Raw genomic sequence first — 19,548 nt, 5'->3', positions numbered from 1 at the left:
TTTCCTCCATATGTACTTCGATTACTACTATTCATGATACTGGAATTTACTGAAAAATGATAACAATTAAATTAGGGAAGTGCTGAAAAATAAATGATTTCTTATTTATCTTTTAAGGTGTTATATGCTATTATTTAGTGATACGAAATAATCAGAATTATCACAATGTTCGTTGTGTAGATAGTTAGAGAGGTGTTCCCTTGAAAGAGCGTTTGTGGACTAAATCTTTTGTTATGTTAATGGCTGGGAATCTATTTGTGTTTATGTCTTTTCAAATGCTTATTCCAACATTACCGCCCTATATTAAATCCATAGGTGCAAGTGGGGTAGAAATTGGTCTTGTTACAGCGTTGTTTTCGATCGGTGCTGTGCTCATAAGACCGTTTATTGGACATATGCTCGAATACAAGCAAAGGAAATCACTTGTATTAATTGGTGCTGTCATTCTTTTAGTTATTACAATTCTTTACCCAATATCAAGAATTGTCATGATATTCCTGTTGATCCGATTTGTGCATGGTCTTGCTTGGGGGTGGTCAACAACTGTGAATGGTACAGCGGCTGTCGACGTTATTCCATTTTCAAGGCTTGGTGAAGGAATGGGCTATTTTGGGCTATCAAACACCATTGGGTATATCATTGCACCTAGTCTAGGAATCTTCATATATAATGTCACTACATTTACTAATCTCATTGTTATTTCAAGCATATTAGGATTGATTTCTGTCGTGCTGCTTGCACTTGTTCGCTACCAAACACCTGAAGCCGTTGTAAAAACAAAAAAGGAGAATCTTACATTTTCCTACCTTGATTCATTAGTAGAGAAATCGAGCTGGTTTCCATCGCTTATTACCATCATAATTTGTCTTGGTTATGGTTCAGTCTCAACATTCATCGTAATCTACGGGGAAGAAAGAGGCATTGACCAAATCTTTTTATTTTATATTCTAAATGCAATTATTGCCACGGTGGCTAGACCGTTTGCAGGAAAGTGGTTTGATGAAAAGGGGCCAATCGCCATGGTCTACTTCTGTATTTGTGCTACCTTTGTTGGATTGTGGGTCCTTTCCTTTGCACAAACCAATTTCATGCTTGCTGTTGCAGGAGGATTGTTTGGACTCGGATTTGGCTGTGCATTACCAATCTTACAATCCTGGACCTTATCGATGACACCAGAAAATCGAAGAGGTGTGGCAAATGGCATGTTCTTTTCATCGATAGATTTAGGAATTGGCTTAAGCGGGATTATCTTCGGTACAATTGCACAATTCACTGATACGGCTAATCTCTTCCGGATAAGTAGTCTATTTTTAATTATTGCTATCGTTTTAACTATAGTAGAAGTTAGGAAAAAAAGAGTTACTCCGAAGGAAAGAATTGTTTCATAAACAAAAGGTCAGCCTCTAGAGTAAGAGGGCTGACCTTTTTTAAATATTAGGCTGTGTTATTATTCATTGTTAATTTTCGTGTAGGGTTGATCATTCATAGGCGGAGAATTTCCGGCTAATGTATATAAAGGAACCTTAAGAAGCAGATATAAGCGGAAAAATTCCGGTTAACTGCTTTAAATAAGACAAAATCCAATGATTTGGATACCATAAGCGGAAAAACTCCGCTTATTATGAAGGAAATATGGGTATTTCCCAATTTAAACGGAAATTCGAGACTGTCGATTAACTCATTTAACCTTTTAGAAAACGAAGATTCCAACTATTTTCTACCTAAATAGATATAAAAAACTATAAAAAGTAGCTAAAAAAGCAAATATTTGGTCACAATTTCATCAAATTGGAGTTGCTGAATTTCACTTGCATAATTAATCGACAGTCTCAATTCTCCGCTTATTTTCCAAACACAGTAAAATCAACATTCAGCTTTAACGCAGCCAAAAATTAAATTGCCAAATCCTATTATAATCCTCTAATTTTAGAATATTCAATATAGCCCTATGACACTATTGATAGAAAATTAAAAGTTTAGCAATTTATTTCCACTTAATATTCTAAAAATTCTATACTTTTGTTACAATAGGTTGGGGAGATTTAATTACAAAAAGGAGGAAGAACAAATGAATATTGGTAGTCTTTTATCTCAAAATGCTAGAAAGTTCCCAGAGTTGCTAGCCATTGAATGTGAAGGCCGTAGTTACACCTACCGCCAATTTAATGAATGTCGTAAAGGTAATTACTATCGGTAAACCACAGACAGTAGGCTATCACTCGTATGTAAGCGCTTTATTTGAGGGTGGAGAGGAACCAGAAATAGAGGTCTCTGAAGAAGATGATTTAGAAATTCTTTATACATCAGGGACAACAGGCCGGCCGAAAGGCGCATTGTTTGATCATAAGAGGATTTTTAATGTTGGGATTTCTGTCACCATTAATATGGGATTACGACCGCATGAGCGTATCCTTAATGTAGCACCAATCTTCCACTCTGCATAGTTAAATCTTTTCCTAATTTCAGGTGTTGCACTTGGGGCAACACATATTATCCATCGTGATTTCCATCCAGTTAAGACACTTCAAACCATTCAAGAACATAAAATTACTCACTTCTTTGGTGTTCCAGCCATGTTTAATTTCATCCTGAAGGTTCCAAATGAAATGCTTCTGGGAAAATACTAAAATATCAGCTTCGACAAAAATTAAATCAAGTCAACGCTTAAAAGCAGGCGGTTACAAATAGAAAGTGAGGTATTCATAATGAAACATCCATATTTAACACATGACCATGAAATTTTTCGGAAGTCATTAAGGAAATTTTTAGAGAAAGAAGCTATTCCCTATTATGAGCATTGGGAAAAAGAGAGAATGATTCCCCGCTCCTTGTGGAGAAAGATGGGGGACCAGGGTTTTCTTTGTCCGGATTTAGATGAGATTTATGGCGGCAGTGGTGTGGACTGGGGCTTCTCTGTAGTTATTAACGAAGAGCTGGAGAGAGTGGGTTCTGGTCTTGTGGGAATGGGTCTCCATAATGATATCGTTGTACCATATATCAATTCCTTCGGCACTGCAGAGCAAAAACAGCGTTGGCTCCCCCGCTGTGTAACAGGGGAACTTATTACGGCCATTGCCATGACTGAACCTGGAACGGGGTCTGACCTTGCCAATATCAAAACCAATGCAAAGCTTGATGGAGACCACTATATATTAAATGGGCAAAAGACCTTTATAACCAATGGAATTCAGTCAGATCTAATTCTAGTAGCTTGTAAAACAGATCCCGATGCGGTACCAAAGCATAAAGGGGTTAGTTTACTCCTAGTTGAACGAGATTCGCCTGGCTTTTCAAGAGGAAGAAAGCTGAATAAAGTGGGTCTTCATAGTCAGGATACGGCTGAGTTAATTTTTGAGGACTGCCGAGTTCCTAAGGAAAATCTCCTAGGCGAAGAAGGAAAAGGTTTTCTCTATATGATGGATAAACTCCAGCAGGAGCGGCTTTTAGTGGCCATAGCAGCACAAATTGCGGGAGAAGTTATGCTGCAGGGAACGATAGACTATGTGAAGAGTCGTGAAGCCTTTGGAAAGCCTATCGGTCAATTCCAAAATACTCAGTTTAAAATTGCGGAAATGGCTACCGAGGTGGAGATGGGGAGAGCATTTTTAGATCAATTAATTGCTGAACATATCGATGGCCAAAATGTGGTAACAAAGGTTTCAATGGCGAAATGGCGACTAACAGATACCGCAAAGAAAATTGCGGGAGAATGCCTGCAGCTTCATGGCGGCTATGGATATATGGAAGAATACGAGATTGCGAGAAGATTCCGTGATATACAGGTTTCTAGTATTTATGCTGGGACAAATGAAATCATGAAAACGATTATTGCCAAAAATTTAGGCTTATAAATGGAGGAGATTGGATGACTACCACTATTGGACAAATTTTTGATTTAACGGTAAAAAGATACCCGAACAAGGAAGCAATCTATGATGTTAGGAAAAATGTCCGCTATACGTATAAAGAGTGGAGTGAGCAGGTTAACCGACTAGCGAATGCATTATTGAATGAAGGGGTCAAAAAAGGAGACCGGGTTTCCACATTCATGTTTAATACCGAGGAATTAGGAACGGCATTCTTTGCCTGTGCAAAAATCGGGGCCATCTTTAATCCAATTAATTTTCGTTTAACTCCTGAGGAAGTGGCTTTTATTTTATCGGACGCAAGCCCTAAGGTGGTCCTTTTTGAAAAAGCTTTGGAGCCTGTCATTTCCGCTATCGAAAATCGTTTTGATTCAATGGCCTTTTGGTTTATTGATGAAGAGACACCAGCCTATGCAGCAAGCTATCACGATAAACTGGCTGATTCTTCAATCGAAGAGATACAGGCAGAGGTTAATGAAAATGATATATATGCGTTTATCTATACAAGCGGGACAACAGGAAGACCAAAAGGAGTCATACATAGTCATCGTAATATGGTCGATCAAAGTGTGATTTGTATTGCTGCCCAAAAGCTTGAGCCGGAAGACGTAGGTCTTGTGACCGCTCCAATGTTCCACTGTGCCGAGCTTCATTGTGCCTTTTTGCCAAGGATTCATGTAGGGGCAAGAAATGTTATTCTGCACCAATTTAATCCAAAAGTCATCCTTCAGTTAATAGGACAGGAAAAGATTACGAAATTTTTCGCTGCACCAACTATGTGGAATATGCTGCTGCAAGAAGATTTAAGTCAATACAATACAGAAAGTCTAAAGCTTGGCTTGTATGGTGCAGCACCAATGGCTCCGTCTCTCGTACATGCCCTACATGACCGTTTTGGTGTCCGGTTAGTTCAAGCCTATGGAATGACAGAAATGGGACCAGCGATTACCTTCCTATCCGAGAATGACCAGTTAAGAAAAGCCGGATCGGCAGGTCAAGCAGCCATTAACCATGATATTCGAGTGGTTCGTACGAGAGAGGATGGGCCATCAGATCCTGATGATGTTGTTCCAGTTGGTGAAACAGGTGAGATTATTGTAAAAGGGCCATGCATGATGATAGGTTACTTTAACCGTGAAGAAGCAACGGAAAAATCGATGTATAAAGGCTGGTATCATTCAGGTGATATCGGTTACCTAGACGCAGAGGGCTTTCTATTCGTAAATGACCGGGTGGATGACATGATTATAAGCGGCGGGGAGAATATTTATCCACGTGAAGTGGAGGATGTTTTACATGCACATGAAGGTGTTTTGGATGTTGCGGTTGTGGGTCAGCCAGATGAGCGTTGGGGTGAAACCGTTACGGCATTTGTGGTGAAAAAGGACCCAGCACTGACTGAACAGGATCTAGAAGACTATTGTAAAAACAGCGATAGTCTAGCAAACTACAAGCGTCCACGTAAATATGTCTTCTGTGAAGCATTGCCACGGAATGCAAGTGGGAAAATCCAGAAATTTGTGCTGCGTAAACAGCTAGAAGAGCTGTTTACACAGGGATAATAATAGAAAAGGTCGCTGGATTCGTCTTGGCGGCCTTTTCTTTACGGTTACTTGTGGAGGGCAGAAAATACTTGCGGATGGCACGAAATACTTGCGGATAGCGAAAAATACTTGCGGATGGCAGAAAATACTTGCGGATAGCGAAAAATACTTGCGGATAGCGAAAAATACTTGCGGATAGCGGAAAATACTTGAGGATAGCGAAAAATACTCTCGCATAGCAGGAAATACTCTCGGATAACAAAATTCACTCTCGCATAGCAGGAAATACTCTCGGATAACAAAATTAACTCTCGCATAGCAGGAAATACTCTCGGATAACGAAATTTACTCTCGTATAGCAGAAATTACTCGCGGATAACGAAATTCACTCTCACATAGCAAAATTCACTCTTGGATACACCGAAAAAAAGGTATAATGTAAGAAGGTTATTTAGCAGAAGGGGGAGACGTCCTTGTTGTTTGAAAAAGCTCAACGATTATTAGAATCTCATTTTGGTTATTCATCCTTTCGAAATGGGCAGGAGCGTGCCATCCAATCCGTTTTAGCTGGAGAAAATACGATTTGTGTCATGCCAACTGGCGGAGGAAAGTCAATTTGTTTTCAAATTCCTGCACTTGTTTTACCAGGTACCACGATTGTCATATCCCCGTTAATCTCACTTATGAAGGATCAAGTCGATGCCCTCGTTCAGGTAGGAATTCCTGCAACTTTTATCAACAGCTCTCTAAGTTATCATGAAGCAAACGAACGAATCAGGGAAGCGAAGCAAGGAATGTACAAGCTCCTATATATCGCACCCGAACGATTAGAATCTCATGAATTTATCGAGGACCTGAAACAGATGGATATTCCATTAGTTGCGGTGGATGAAGCACATTGTATTTCACAATGGGGGCACGATTTCCGTCCAAGCTACCGCCATATCCAGCAAATGGTTTACAGCCTTCCACAAAAACCAAATGTATTGGCGCTGACTGCAACAGCAACACCAAGAGTTCGAGAGGATATCTGTGAAACACTTGATATCGATGAAGAGAATTCAATCATTACCGGTTTTGAACGAGAGAATCTTTCGTTTGCTGTGATTAAAGGTCAAGACAGACTTCATTTTCTAAGAGATTATATTAAAAAGAATGAAAAAGAAGCGGGCATTATTTATGCAGCCACCCGGAAGAACGTTGACCAGCTTTACGAAAGGCTGAAGAAAGAAAATATTAATGTTGCAAGGTATCATGCCGGAATGGGGGACGCCGAGCGTATACGCGAGCAGGATCGTTTTTTAAAAGATGAAGCATCCGTTATGGTCGCAACCTCTGCCTTTGGAATGGGTATCGACAAATCCAACATCCGCTATGTCCTCCATTTTCAACTTCCGAAAAATATGGAGAGCTACTATCAAGAGGCAGGCCGTGCAGGACGAGATGGACTCGAGAGTGAATGTATTCTTCTCTATTCTTCGCAGGATGTACAGGTTCAGCGCTTTTTAATTGATCAATCCAGCGATCGAACACGGATTCATGCGGAACTGGAAAAACTGCAGCAAATGGTCGATTATTGTCATACCGAAAATTGCCTGCAGGAATTTATTTTAAAATATTTTGGGGAAATAGAGACAGAGTCATGTGGACGCTGTGGTAACTGTCTCGATTCACGTACAAGCATTGATGTAACAAAAGAAGCCCAAATGGTAATGTCGTGCATGATCCGGATGGGACAGCGATTTGGAAAAACACTTACTGCTCAAGTATTAACAGGTTCAAGAAATAAAAAAGTAACTGAGATGGGTTTTGACAAGCTGACAACCTATGGAATTATGAAGGAAAAAGGTTCGAAAGAAGTCAGTGATTTTATCGAGTTCTTGATTTCACAAGAATTAATTGCCATCGAACAGGGACAATTTCCAACATTATTTGTAGCGTCAAAAGGGAAGGACATCCTCCTTGGAAAGGAAAAAGTTCATCGCAGAGAAACCGTTAAGGTCAGAGAAATTTCAAAGGATGACCCATTATTCGAAACGTTACGGGAAGTAAGAAGGTCGATTGCAGAAAGAGAAAATGTGCCTCCATTTGTTATTTTTTCTGATGCCGCTCTAAAGGATATGTGTGCAAAGCTTCCAAGAACAAGCGAAGACTTTTTAGGAGTTAGTGGAGTCGGAGAACTTAAATTGAAGAAATATGGACTTGAATTTATTCAAGCCATTCGTCAGTTTTGCGAAGCCCATCCAGAACGCCAGCCGGAGATGGGACAAGCTGCTGCTCCTAAAAAAACATCAAAAAAAGCTGTGGGTGATTCCCATTTAGAGACCTTACAGCTACATCAGCAAAACTTATCAATCGAACAAATAGCAGAAAAACGCGAGCTGGCACTGAGTACGGTTGAAAACCATTTACTCCAATGTGCTCAGCAAGGAATGGAAGTTGATTTTTCTAAGCTCATTCCTACGGAGTATATTCCAATGCTTCAAAAAGCGGTGGAAGAGGCTGGGCGTTCCCGTTTAAAACCAATCAAGGATTTATTGCCTGAAGAAGTAAGCTATTTCATGGTTAAATCTTATCTTTATTTTTTAAGCAAAAACAAGTAGTGTGCAACTATTTAGAATATTCATATTAATTGTCGTCTGCCGGGTTAATTTGTTAGTATTTCCCGGGAATTTGTCGATGAAAACAGCCGTATAACAATCATACGGCTGTTTTCATTCCTCAGATTCATCCAAAAATGGTTTATTAACAAAGTAATACATCCACGCCATTAATATGCTTCCTCCAAATAGATTACCTATGGTTACCGGAACGAGATTATGAATCACTCCTCCCCATGAAATCGTACCAGGATGATTCAGAACTAATGCTATTGCGAAGGTACACATATTGGCAATACTGTGCTCGTATCCGGAAATAAAAAAGCAGAACACAAAAAGGATCATCGAAAACATTTTGGGTCCGTCTCCTTTTAAACCGAGAGGAATAAAAAAGGCTAAGCAAACCAGCCAATTACAAAGAATGGCTCTAAAAAGCAGCTCCATTGTAGGAACCTGCATTTTCTTTTCTACAACGCTTAATAAAAAACCATTAACCGACGATTCTTCATAAAGTCCCGTAGTAAAAATGATAAAGGCAAAGACTGCTGCACCTAAAATATTTCCAATATAACTGCTTATCCACAACTTGGTGACTTCGAGCCAAGCCATTTTTCGCCGAAGTGCAGCATAGGTGTAATAGAATGTATTACCCGTAAACAAATCTCCACCAGCGTAAGCAATTAATATGATTGCCGCTCCAAAGGTGAGTGCGGCCATCGGATAAGCCCATGGGGAATGTTCCAAATAAAAGTAGTTTCCTGTTTTAAAAGCAACAATTACACCGAATCCAATAAACATACTGGCAAGCATTGACCTTAAAATATAACGTAATAGGCTTTGCCTGAAAATTTTAACCTTTTTTAACGCTAATTTTTCTACCTCGCCTAAGGGCTGTCTCTCCATAACTGCACCACCCATAATTTTCGAATCATCCCTATAGTTTCTAATAACAGATGCTAAATTATGTATAATAAATGGATTGATTTCATAAGTTTTGTAAAAAGGAAGAGTAGTTTAAATTAGCCAAAAAAACACTATTTCAGATATAATGAAGTGGTTTTTCTAATACTGACTTTAAGGAGTTTGCTATGTTCTACTTGAAAAAAATAACCCCGGAATATGATCCGTGGGAAGCATATAATGATATAAAGCAATACGGAAAGTCCAAGCTTACCAATATTGAATTCACGACAACAACCTTATGTAATATGCGCTGTGAGCATTGTGCAGTAGGGTACACCCTTCAAACAAAAGACCCGGATGCGCTTCCACTTGATCTACTTTTGAATAGGTTGGATGAAATTCAAACACTAAATGCGATAAGTATTACTGGTGGAGAACCAATGCTTTCTCTTTCCTCTATCAAAAATTATGTGGTGCCTTTATTAAAATATGCTCATGAACGCGGAGTTCGGACGCAAATAAATTCCAATTTAACACTTGAGCTAGCACGCTATGAGTTAATTATTCCATATTTGGATGTTTTACATATTTCACATAATTGGGGAACAGTTGATGATTTTGTTGAAGGCGGCTTTGCAAGAATGGAGCGCAAGCCTGATTACAAACAACGTGAAAAGTATTTTCAGAGAATGATAGAAAATAGCCGGGAGCTTGTGAAGGCTGGAGTGATGGTTTCCGCAGAAACCATGCTTAACAAGCGTACACTGCCGTATTTGGAAAAGATCCATCGCCAGATTGTAGATGAAATGGACTGCCAGAGGCATGAGGTTCACCCAATGTATCCAAGTGATTTTGCTAGCAATCTTGAAACGTTAACACTTAATGAAATTAGGGAAGCTATTCACCATTTACTAGATATTCGTGATGAAAAAGTATGGATGCTTTTTGGGACTCTCCCTTTTTACGCATGCAGCCATAAACCAGAGGATTTAGAGCTATTAAATAGACTCTATCAAAGTAAAAATGTAACAGTAAGAAATGATCCTGATGGAAGGTCACGCCTTAATGTTAACATTTTTAATGGAGATATTATCGTTACTGATTTTGGTGATACTCCGCCGCTTGGAAATATCAAAACCACCAACCTGTTAGAAGCTTATCAAATCTGGCAGAGCTCCAGTATAGCGAAGGAATTGAGTTGCCATTGTCCAGCAGCTTCATGTCTTGGTCCTAACATCTTGGTGAAAAATAGCTATTATCAGGATATCGATTTTTCAAACCAACAGGCGAATATTGGAAAATAGTTTAGAAAGCGGGAATCCACACATTCCTGCTTTTTTCTTTTTCCAATCTTTAACTTGTAAAAAGTTTCCCGTATACTTAAATTATTATGCTGCTAGGGGGACGGGGAATGAGGATATTAGTTGTTGGCGCAGGAGCAATTGGTGGCTATTTTGGCGGGCGTTTACTCGAAAAGGGAGAGAATGTCACTTTTTTAGTGAGAGAAAGAAGAAAAAAACAGTTAGATACGGCTGGACTCGTGGTCGAAAGTGTTCATGGAAATGTAACTCAGGCAGTCCATGCGATTACAGCTAGTGAGTCTGCAGGTCCTTTTGATTTAATTCTATTATCCACCAAAGCATATCATTTGGAGGGGGCAATAGAGAGTATCCATCCGTATGTAGGCGAGGATACAATGATTTTGCCTTTGTTGAACGGAATTTCGCATTTTACTAGATTGGAAGAAGAGTTTGGTAAAGATAAAATTATTGGCGGCCTATGCTTCCTTGAATCTACGCTTGATGAAACAGGAAAGGTAATTCAATCAAGTCCAAGACACGATTTGGTGTTTGGAGAACGGATTGGTAAAAGATCAGAGCGGATTTCAAAAATTGAAGAAGCCTTTAGCGGAACCAACACTGGCTTCCGTTTGAGCGAAAATATAAATCATGAGATATGGAATAAATATTTGTTCATATCTGCTCTTTCGGGGATAACGACTTTAATGAGAGCACCAATAGGTCCAATTCGTGAAACGGAAATTGGTGAATCCATTATTATTCAGTTATTAAGAGAACTAATTGCGATAATGAAAAGAATAGATGCACCGCTTGCCGAAGATATTGAAACTGTTCAAATGAATCAGATAAATGCTTTAGCCTACCCTATGAAGTCATCCATGCAACGAGATATGGAAAAGTTACTCCCTGTTGAAGCAGATCATTTACATGGTTATTTGCTAGATATTGCGCGAAGGGAAGAAATCTCTGTTCCACTCCTAGCGGCCATTTATACAAATTTAAAAGTTTATGAACAGTCTTTAAAATAGTTAAAGACCCAGATTGGGTCTTTTGCTATTTTTATGGTTATGCATGTTTAAACGGTATGTTTAACAAGCTTCGGGTGGCGGTGCATAGAGATAAACAAGATGATTCCGCTAAGTATCAATAACGCGCTAGTACTAATAAACACAGCAGAAAATCCTAAATACCCAGAAATGAATCCACCTAACATTGGACCAATGATATTTCCAAGGAACCGTAAGCTAGTATTATAGCCTAGAACTTCACCCTGCATGGCTATCGGTGCCTCTTGCCGAATATAGGCTATACGAACGGGGATGATTCCTCCTATTGCTATTCCTAGCGCAAATCGAACAATAACCAATTGCCAGAATTCAGTGACTGCAGCGCCAGGAAGGTAAATGATTCCTGAGACAAAAAGCAGGATGACTAGAATTTTTATATAACCGTGCTTATCCGCAATCTTCCCCCAATTTCTCGACATCAGCAGATTTCCTAATCCAGCTGCCGAGAAGGCGATTCCGGAATAAAAAGCGATATTTGTGTGACCATGCAGTTCACTGACAAATAATGATAGAATCGGCTGTATGCTAAAGTGAGCAATTTGTACGAGTGCTGAGATAAGTAAAACCGTTAACAATACGGGATTCCTTACAATATGTGCTAAAACTTCTTTACTGGAATAATGTGATTTTGTTCCTTTTTTCGCTTCAATCACATACTCCTTAGTTGCAAAAACAAGTAAGCCGGAAACAATAATCGCAATCGACGTCCATTTAAAGGTCAAGGAGTAACCTAGTGAATCCGCTAAAACCCCGCCAAGCATCGGACCAAGGAGCGAACCTGTGATACTGCCTGTTTGTAATGTTCCAAGTACACGACCAGCTATTTCCTTTGGTGTTTGTGTAGAAATAAATGCTTGTGACATTGGAATAAATCCTGTGAAAAATCCCGTCAAAAACCTTAGGAGGAAAAGCTGCCAAACGGATTGGACATAGCCCATAAGGAAAATCGAGCATCCCATTCCAATTCCACAAATAATAAGGATTTTTTTCCTTCCAAAACGATCCCCAATTTTCCCCCAAATCGGTGAGAAGATAAAAGCTGATACAAATGTTACGGCAAAGGTTATTCCTGACCAATGCTGAACATATTTCGCTGAAAAGTTTCCAAATGTCTCTATGTATAAGGAAATAAACGGTAGAACCATCGTCATACTTCCAGCAACAAAGAAGTTGGCAAACCACATGATTAAGATATTTCGTTTTGCCATCTCCAGCTTAGTCATGCTAGTTCACCTCTCTCGGCAAGATATTTCGTTTTCCTAAATACAATAATACCGAACTTTCAAAAAAATGAAAGTTATATACCTAGCAATTAGCTTCGGCATTAGATTCGATATTATGTGCATGTAGTGAAAGTAGAGGATAAATTTAAAATATTTAGAAAACACTATTGACAAATTGTTAATAGGAGATTAAATTTAGTTTAACACTTTAATCAAGTAAAATAATACGTTCTCTTATCAAGAGTGGCAGAGGGACTGGCCCGATGACGCCCAGCAACCGTTCCGTTTGGAATTGGTGCTAAATCCTGCAAAACAAGGAATTGTTTTGAAAGATAAGAGAGGAGTAATCCTTCTTTTTGTGATGAAACCTCTCTTTTCTTGGAGAGGTTTTTTGTTATTACTCTCCTAGGGGCTACGTTGGTAGGAACACACGTACATACTAAAAAATGGGGGATTTCAACATGAGGAAGAATTTTTTTAAGAGCACATTTGTATCAGCAATTGCAGCAACACTTTTGCTTACCGGCTGTGGTGCTGGAGGAGAATCAAAGCAAACGAGTGGAAGTACACCAATTGAAGGAGTTCCAGAACGTTTTGCAAAAGGGGAACAGCCAAAAATTAAGGTAATCCGAAAAATTGGCGGGGACGATCATACCGCCCAATTCTTAGCTGGTGCGAAACAAGAGGGCGAAGCGTTAGGATTCACAGTGGATGTATTTACTGCAAATGGAGATACAGCTAAATTTCATGATGCGATTAACCAAGCATTAAGCCAAGATTATGATGGATATATCATATCCCATGGTGATGATGATGCGACTTTAAATGATGTGAAAAAAATTGTTGATGCTGGAAAGAGCATTGTTGCCTTTGACTCGAATGCAAACCTAACAACTGTTGATGGTGTTACTCTTACATCACAGGATGATGAGGCATTGGCGACATTAGCACTGGACCAATTAGTCAAAGAAACAGGTGGAGAAGCGAATATTGCCTATCTTTGGGTAGATGGATTTCCACCAATGGTTCGAAGAAATAAGGTTTATCAGGATGTCTTGGAAAAGAACCCAGGAATCAAAGAAGTTGAGCGTTTTGGTGTTGCTTCTGCCGATACAAGTGTACAAACACAGAATGCAGTTGCTGCTATGTTGAATAAATACCCTAAAGGGGAATTGGATGCAATTTTTGCTACATGGGATGCGTTTGCGATTGGGGCAGCACGTGCATTAAAGGAAGCGGGAAGAGAAGAAGTTACGCTTTATGGGATTGATGTTTCTAATGCTGACTTGCAGGAAATTCAAAGAGAAGGCAGTGCTTGGAAGTATACAGCTGCTGTTGATCCCAAACTCATCGGAGCTGTTAATATGAGAATATTAGCGAAGAAATTAGCAGGTGAAGAGACTCCTCAAACCTTTAATCTCGAAGCATCATTGATCTCACAAGAAGACCTTCAAAAATCAAAAGAACCTGTCAACATGGTGAATCTTGCTGATATTATTCCAGGATGGGGCCAATCAACAGCATTTGAAGAAGACTGGATGAACACGTTGAAAGAACATTATAAGAAAAAATAAAAGTTATCTTACGCCTTTTCGATTGAAAAGGCGTTTTTTTATTGATAAAGATTATTCTTTTGATTAAACTTAGGAAATCATAGGAAGAAAGAATAGTTGTGGTGAAATTTTTTATGGAAAACGAGAAAACACATACATACGAAATAATAGAGGTTTGTTTGCTTGCTGGTAAAATTATGCTCCAATCCGGCGGTGAAACCTATCGGGTAGAAGATACGATGATGCGGATTGCAGCTGCGTTTGGGATTGTAAATTCTCATAGCTATGTAACGCCTACTGGAATCATCTTTTCAGCTGAAGGTGCAGAGCCAACGAAAACTAAGTTAATCCGTATTTCAACACGGTCCACTGATTTAAAAAAGGTGGCTATGGTAAATAGTATTTCGCGAAGAATAACGAGTGGTGAAATCAACTTAGATGATGCACTTATTCATTTAAAAGAGTTAGATGCATTAGATGTAACCTTCCCCTTTATGTTTCAGGCGGCTGCTGCCTCGATAGCCAGCGGCTGTTTTATGATTATGTTTATGGGGGAATGGGTAGACTTTATCCCGGCGATGTTAACTGGTGGGGTAGGTTATTGCGGTTTTTTATATTTTCATCGTTTTATACCAGTAAAGTTTTTCTCTGAGTTTTTAGCCTCGTTTATTATTGGGTTACTGGCGTTAATCTTTGTAAAAACAGGATTAGGTCAGCAGTTAGATAAAATAATCATTGGCTCGGTAATGACACTAGTACCAGGACTCCTAGTGACCAATGCAGTGAGGGATTTAATGGCTGGTCATTTAGTATCAGGCTTGTCAAAAGGTGCGGAAGCACTTCTAACTGCCTTTGCTATCGGCTCAGGTATTGCTGTCGTTTTATCATTCTTGTAAATGGAGGCACAGTGTGGATATATTAGGACAACTAATTACAAGCTTTATAGCCACTGCAGCATTTGGAGTTATTTTTAATGCACCTAAGGAAACTTTAGTAAAATGCGGATTTGTTGGAATGGGCGGCTGGATTATCTATTATTTAGCGGAAAAGTATACAGGAGATTCTGTTTTAGCCACACTAGGAGCGACTCTATTTGTGGGAATCGTTAGTCAGGAATTAGCCAAGTTTTATAAAACACCTGTTATAATTTTTAGTGTTGCTGGAATTATTCCTTTAGTTCCCGGTGGTTTGGCATACGATACTATGAGGAATTTTGTGGAGGACGATTACTTTCAAGCAATAGCGTTAGGTGCAAAAGTAACGTTACTTTCAGGCTCCATCGCATTTGGTCTTGTTTTTTCAGAGGTTATTAATCAAGTAATTCGAAAGATTAGAGGAAATAAGGTTTTTAAAATCTAAAGGCGTTATAATTGGACGAAGGCAGAGGATTATCCTCTGCCTTCTTTTGCTTTTGATCCAAATGGGATCACTATTGTAACTTGTGAATGGTTGTTTTGATAGCAGCCATGCGCAAGGTAAAAATTTATATATAATAAATGGTATTAAAAGACCAATTTGCCGCGGTTACTCTTCCACCTGATGGTTTTATACCTAAACGATGTAAGCCCTACCTCTCTTACATCCTTACGGCTCCGAAGCCGATCCAGCGTGAATAAGTTTTACTTTTAAAACATAAGCAGAATGCCAGAAAAAATTCTTACATTGCGTTATCTCGTCTATTACAAGTTACATAAATGTTAAGCACAATTAACAATATTACACCCTGTCGTTAAATATGTCAATATAATAGTTTAACTTGATCATAAAATAGTCCCTTATTTAAAAAAAAGGGAATAGGGAACCGTAAGGAGAAATTATAGTTATAAATAGGAAAGGAGGGGGAACATGCTTTTTTTTCGTAAACTGTTCCTTACAGCTTCACGATACCGATATCGAACAGTAATTCTGTTTACCATCCTTTTTATTATCGTTAATGCAGAAATTATTCGATTTCTAGAACCTAAGACGTTTGAAAACAGCCTGCATGCAGTGTGGTGGATTCTAACAACGATGACCACGGTAGGCTATGGAGATGTATATCCAACAACAGAAGCAGGAAGAACGTGGGCGATGATTGTCGTCTATACATTAGGTATTGGACTTTTTGGAACGGTAATAGGGGTGATTGTAGACGGTATCTCCCAATATAAAAAGCGAAAGGAGGAGGGGAAATTGTCATATAAAGGTGAAAATCATTTTGTTATTATCGGCTGGAGTGCTAAAAGTAAAAGCACGATTAAGGAACTATTATTATGTGATGAGAAAACAGATATCGTGTTGATAGATGAATTTGAAAAGACTCCTTATGAGCATGAACGGTTTCACTATATTCAGGGGAGTCCAACAGATGTAGAGACTTTGAAGAAGGCGAAAATTGAAAATTCACAAGCTGTATTGCTGTTTGCGGCGGAAGGTATAGTAAATCCTGATTTAGTAGACGGCAAGACTCTTTTAACTGCTTCTTCGATAGAACGCTACGATGATGGAACGGAAAAGAATATTTACACCATTGCAGAAATCGTAAACGAAAAGCACGTCGACAATTTCAAGCATGTTAAGATTGATGAATTTATCTTATCAAATGGATCTGTCTCGAACCTGATGGCGAAATCAGCCCAAATGAAAGGAGCCAGCCACCTCTTTACACAATTGCTAAGCAGACAGGATGGAGATGGGGGGAGTGATCTCTGGGAGGTCAGTGTAAGTACTGAGTGGAAAACATATGGTAAGGCATATGAACAACTTAAAGAAAAAGGGGCTCAGCTAATAGCTGATAGGAATGATTTGAACATACTCAAAAAATGGAATGACCCCATCCCAAAGGAAGCTAGATTATTTGTCATCTGTGACAAACAAACATACCAAAAGCTATGAAAAAAACGCATCAAAGAAGATGCGTTTTTTTCAGTAGGTCAAACAACCCGCTATAACAATTCCAATTGATACGGACAATAATAGGAGAAAAAGCCCGACTGCACGGTTATCTTCTTCAATGCTCTGCGATACGTTAAAACTTCGAGGTGTGAGCCACTCGGTAAGATAAAAGACAATAATCTGTGCCGCGATTCCAACTGCTCCCCAAATGACCATATCCACGAGCGAGATGGAGTGAGCAAGTGCAGAATACAAAACAATGGCAAGTCCAAGAAGTCTTCCCCCAAGCACATAGCTTGCTGCTTTATTCCCTTTTGCCATCAAGGAAAATTCCTTGACCTTTGTGGTAATCTCCATTAAAAAGAGCCCAGTGAGTAATAAAGCTAAAGAAACAGCTAAATATAACAAGAAATCTAACATTTACAGTCCTCCTTCTTTAATACCTACCGGTAAAAAATAGGACTCGTTACCGGTAATTTTTTCGCCTGCTCTTATTCCAATACTGCTCGGTTTCCCCGCAATAAGGAAAGAACCAAATACATACGATAACTCTTCTATACCTTTTTCCGTTTCCAATGAAATCACTGGCAGAGGCAGATACGATTGATAGACCGGCAGCTCGTTTTTGTAGGTTTGGAAGGAATTTTGGACATCTATATGGGTTTGTGAATCCCAAATGGTAATCGTGTCTCCTTCCCTCCCGAATGACGGTTTTTGGACATATGCAGCATTGCCTGCGAATGTATCGGCTTCAAGGTAGGTAGGCAGCATATATGTTTTTATCCATTCCTGTTCTTCCTTTGTATAATATCCTTCTTTTTCTGCTAAGCCCCATATTAGACATTGAATCGATTTGGGCTGAAGAAGAAATGCTGATACAGGATTTATAATTGAAATTTTCCCTTTCTTCGCAAGCTGTAATAATTCAATTCCTACAAGGTCTCTTGTATTTGGATCTCTGTCCTTGAGCAGGTGTTCAAGAGGATACGTCTGCCGATATAAAACATCGATTGGAACCCCATTAGCGTCCAAAAGTGCTTCATCTGTAATCCGAAGCTCTGACATTGGAATGGTTTGATTTTTAACCTTACATAACTGACTTAAATAAACAGTGGTATTCCAATCCTCGATATGATCACTGTGTGCTGTGAATACAACATTAGGAGTTTCATGTCCCTTTGAGGATTCAAGGACAGCCTTTGTAATGCCGGACGAAAGAAGCCGTTCCTGATTTTGGTTTGGATCACGATAGCCCAATTCTGTACAAACTTCGCCGTTGATTTTAAAACATTCGACGATAAAAGTAGGTGTATCAGAATTAAACTCAAGCATTTTTACACCCTTTCTAGTCACAGCAAAATCAAATCGAGAAATGACCGATTCTGGAAAAAGGTTCTTCATTCTAAGAAATGGAAGACTTGCGGCAGGAAAACCAAGTTCAAGAAGCTGATTGTCTTGAAGGCTTCGAAGCAGCACGGCAGTTTTAAAAAATACCCGGCCCATCCGTTCAGTAGCTTCCTTTAAAAGGGTTTGGGTTTGGTCTGTTATGGTAAATACATGATATAAACTGTATTCACCTCCATATAAGTTTGACCAAAAGTCTGAAAACCTTGAGTAAAATTGACTTCGGTCCTTTGCGTATGTGGACATGTGATTAACCTCCAAATCCACCTTTTGAGCCGCTGCCGAATCCGCCCTTAAAGCTAGAGGAGGATTTATAAGACTTGTAAGCAGATGAATTTCTCAAAGCTGATTTATTACTGAAAAACAACCCGCCATAAAAGAAATGCCCATAGTAACTTGATCGAGTATCATCACATTGCCAGACTCCCTCTTCATCATCCCATTCCCACTCTGAACAGTTAGTGTCGTCTGGTTCAGGCGGTAGATCCTGTGCTTGAGAACAACCGGCCAGGGTGGTTCCGGCCATAAGAGAAGTAAGAACACCAGTGATTAACCATTGGGTTTTCTTCACCTTTTTACCCTCCTTTTTTTGTTATAATTCCATTATAAAAGTAAATTCCAGGAAAACAATGGTAATATAAAAAGAAAAAGAAAGAGGGATGGAAATGAGGTTAGAATATCGATTAGATGTTGAATATAAAAACTATCCAGCCATCTATAATTACCAAGATATTTCTCGTATTGAAGCGACAGCAAGAATGACGTGTGAATACTTCGTTAAAGACAAAGAGACTTTTGAAGTTAGTGCGACTTCCATGGACCCGGATGGAACAGCCGTGATTTATGTGAAAAGAGAAAATTATAACGATGATTCCTCGGACACGATCTATTCTCACATAGGTTTTGAAGTCAGAGAATTAAAGGGAACATCATCTATAGTAGTTGAGAAAAAAGATGTTTGGGAACATGAAGAGATAATAACAACACTTCATTCAGATTTTATCTACGTTCAAAAGGATGGAAAGTTTTTGGAATTCTCATTAGATTCAAGAGAAATTGATGAAGACCGTAAATGCTACGTTTTTTACGGGAATTTTACTGGCAAAAGTCGATAAGGAAGCAGAGAAAATTTTCGTATTTTGAAGGATACTGGCGGATAATGTCGTATTCTTTATCATATATATATATATGGATATTTTCTTGGGGGAAATTA

16 protein-coding genes, 1 pseudogene and 1 riboswitch are annotated in these 19,548 nt (G+C 39.0%); of the genes and pseudogenes, 12 read left to right on the top strand and 5 right to left on the bottom strand.

Annotation, left to right across the window (positions count from 1 at the left end; genetic code table 11):
- Window positions 1–200 precede the first annotated feature (200 nt).
- From MLOOGBEN_RS07990 to recQ, 5 genes and pseudogenes are all read left to right on the top strand, one after another.
- Window positions 201–1,388: an MFS transporter gene (locus MLOOGBEN_RS07990; RefSeq protein ID WP_256988976.1), complete on the top strand. Its 1,188-nt coding sequence runs from the start codon at window positions 201–203 to the stop codon at window positions 1,386–1,388.
- A 777-nt stretch (window positions 1,389–2,165) separates the two neighbouring features.
- Window positions 2,166–2,627, top strand: a pseudogene (locus MLOOGBEN_RS29700) (AMP-binding protein).
- Between the two features lie 78 nt (window positions 2,628–2,705).
- The gene (locus MLOOGBEN_RS07980) at window positions 2,706–3,851 is read left to right on the top strand and encodes an acyl-CoA dehydrogenase family protein (protein WP_179157727.1); all 1,146 of its coding nucleotides are present in this window, start codon (window positions 2,706–2,708) and stop codon (window positions 3,849–3,851) included.
- A gap of 14 nt (window positions 3,852–3,865) precedes the next feature.
- Window positions 3,866–5,428: a fatty acid--CoA ligase gene (locus MLOOGBEN_RS07975; RefSeq protein ID WP_179157726.1), complete on the top strand. Its 1,563-nt coding sequence runs from the start codon at window positions 3,866–3,868 to the stop codon at window positions 5,426–5,428.
- Between the two features lie 458 nt (window positions 5,429–5,886).
- Window positions 5,887–8,013 carry a DNA helicase RecQ gene (gene recQ / locus MLOOGBEN_RS07970; protein ID WP_179157888.1) on the top strand — a complete coding sequence of 709 codons (2,127 nt, stop codon included), beginning with the start codon at window positions 5,887–5,889 and terminating at the stop codon, window positions 8,011–8,013.
- Between the two features lie 111 nt (window positions 8,014–8,124).
- Here the strand turns inward: recQ and MLOOGBEN_RS07965 are convergent, their stop codons facing one another.
- Window positions 8,125–8,913 (bottom strand): formate/nitrite transporter family protein, encoded by a 789-nt coding sequence (locus MLOOGBEN_RS07965; RefSeq protein ID WP_179157725.1) that lies wholly within the window; start codon window positions 8,911–8,913, stop codon window positions 8,125–8,127.
- Between the two features lie 185 nt (window positions 8,914–9,098).
- On the opposite strand from MLOOGBEN_RS07965, the gene yfkAB reads away from it, so the two are divergent.
- Window positions 9,099–10,217 (top strand): radical SAM/CxCxxxxC motif protein YfkAB, encoded by a 1,119-nt coding sequence (gene yfkAB / locus MLOOGBEN_RS07960; protein ID WP_179157724.1) that lies wholly within the window; start codon window positions 9,099–9,101, stop codon window positions 10,215–10,217.
- A 107-nt stretch (window positions 10,218–10,324) separates the two neighbouring features.
- Window positions 10,325–11,242: a ketopantoate reductase family protein gene (locus MLOOGBEN_RS07955; protein WP_179157723.1), complete on the top strand. Its 918-nt coding sequence runs from the start codon at window positions 10,325–10,327 to the stop codon at window positions 11,240–11,242.
- Window positions 11,243–11,289: 47 nt separating this feature from the next.
- Here the strand turns inward: MLOOGBEN_RS07955 and MLOOGBEN_RS07950 are convergent, their stop codons facing one another.
- Entirely contained in the window at window positions 11,290–12,504 is a 1,215-nt protein-coding gene (locus MLOOGBEN_RS07950) for an MFS transporter (protein ID WP_179157722.1), read from the bottom strand.
- A 231-nt stretch (window positions 12,505–12,735) separates the two neighbouring features.
- Window positions 12,736–12,843: riboswitch (SAM riboswitch) on the top strand.
- A gap of 122 nt (window positions 12,844–12,965) precedes the next feature.
- Here MLOOGBEN_RS07950 and MLOOGBEN_RS07945 point away from each other — a divergent pair.
- The 4 genes from MLOOGBEN_RS07945 (at window position 12,966) to MLOOGBEN_RS07930 (ending at window position 16,931) form a co-directional block, all read left to right on the top strand.
- Window positions 12,966–14,078 carry a sugar ABC transporter substrate-binding protein gene (locus tag MLOOGBEN_RS07945; protein ID WP_179157721.1) on the top strand — a complete coding sequence of 371 codons (1,113 nt, stop codon included), beginning with the start codon at window positions 12,966–12,968 and terminating at the stop codon, window positions 14,076–14,078.
- A 113-nt stretch (window positions 14,079–14,191) separates the two neighbouring features.
- A complete protein-coding gene (locus MLOOGBEN_RS07940) occupies window positions 14,192–14,953 on the top strand; it encodes a threonine/serine exporter family protein (RefSeq protein ID WP_179157720.1) in 762 nt (253 codons plus the stop codon).
- A 13-nt stretch (window positions 14,954–14,966) separates the two neighbouring features.
- Window positions 14,967–15,416: a threonine/serine exporter family protein gene (locus tag MLOOGBEN_RS07935; RefSeq protein ID WP_179157719.1), complete on the top strand. Its 450-nt coding sequence runs from the start codon at window positions 14,967–14,969 to the stop codon at window positions 15,414–15,416.
- 486 nt (window positions 15,417–15,902) lie between these two features.
- Window positions 15,903–16,931: a potassium channel family protein gene (locus tag MLOOGBEN_RS07930; protein WP_179157718.1), complete on the top strand. Its 1,029-nt coding sequence runs from the start codon at window positions 15,903–15,905 to the stop codon at window positions 16,929–16,931.
- Window positions 16,932–16,961: 30 nt separating this feature from the next.
- Here the strand turns inward: MLOOGBEN_RS07930 and MLOOGBEN_RS07925 are convergent, their stop codons facing one another.
- From MLOOGBEN_RS07925 to MLOOGBEN_RS07915, 3 genes are read right to left on the bottom strand one after another with little or no spacing between them, the layout of a single operon-like run.
- Window positions 16,962–17,351, bottom strand: coding sequence for a DUF350 domain-containing protein (locus MLOOGBEN_RS07925; protein ID WP_179157717.1), 390 nt, complete (start codon window positions 17,349–17,351; stop codon window positions 16,962–16,964).
- On the bottom strand, window positions 17,352–18,581 hold the full coding sequence (locus tag MLOOGBEN_RS07920) for a glutathionylspermidine synthase family protein (RefSeq protein ID WP_179157716.1): 1,230 nt from the start codon (window positions 18,579–18,581) through the stop codon (window positions 17,352–17,354).
- 4 nt (window positions 18,582–18,585) lie between these two features.
- On the bottom strand, window positions 18,586–18,861 hold the full coding sequence (locus MLOOGBEN_RS07915) for a hypothetical protein (protein ID WP_218781110.1): 276 nt from the start codon (window positions 18,859–18,861) through the stop codon (window positions 18,586–18,588).
- A gap of 139 nt (window positions 18,862–19,000) precedes the next feature.
- Here MLOOGBEN_RS07915 and MLOOGBEN_RS07910 point away from each other — a divergent pair, with 139 nt between their 5' ends.
- On the top strand, window positions 19,001–19,450 hold the full coding sequence (locus MLOOGBEN_RS07910) for a hypothetical protein (protein WP_179157714.1): 450 nt from the start codon (window positions 19,001–19,003) through the stop codon (window positions 19,448–19,450).
- Window positions 19,451–19,548: the final 98 nt, after the last annotated feature.

Origin of the sequence: Bacillus sp. EB106-08-02-XG196 (assembly GCF_013396335.1) — a bacterium.
Lineage (GTDB): Bacteria > Bacillota > Bacilli > Bacillales > Cytobacillaceae > Neobacillus.
Note: the sequence above shows the minus strand (reverse complement) of the source record. Positions and strands in the feature narration are given on the sequence as shown.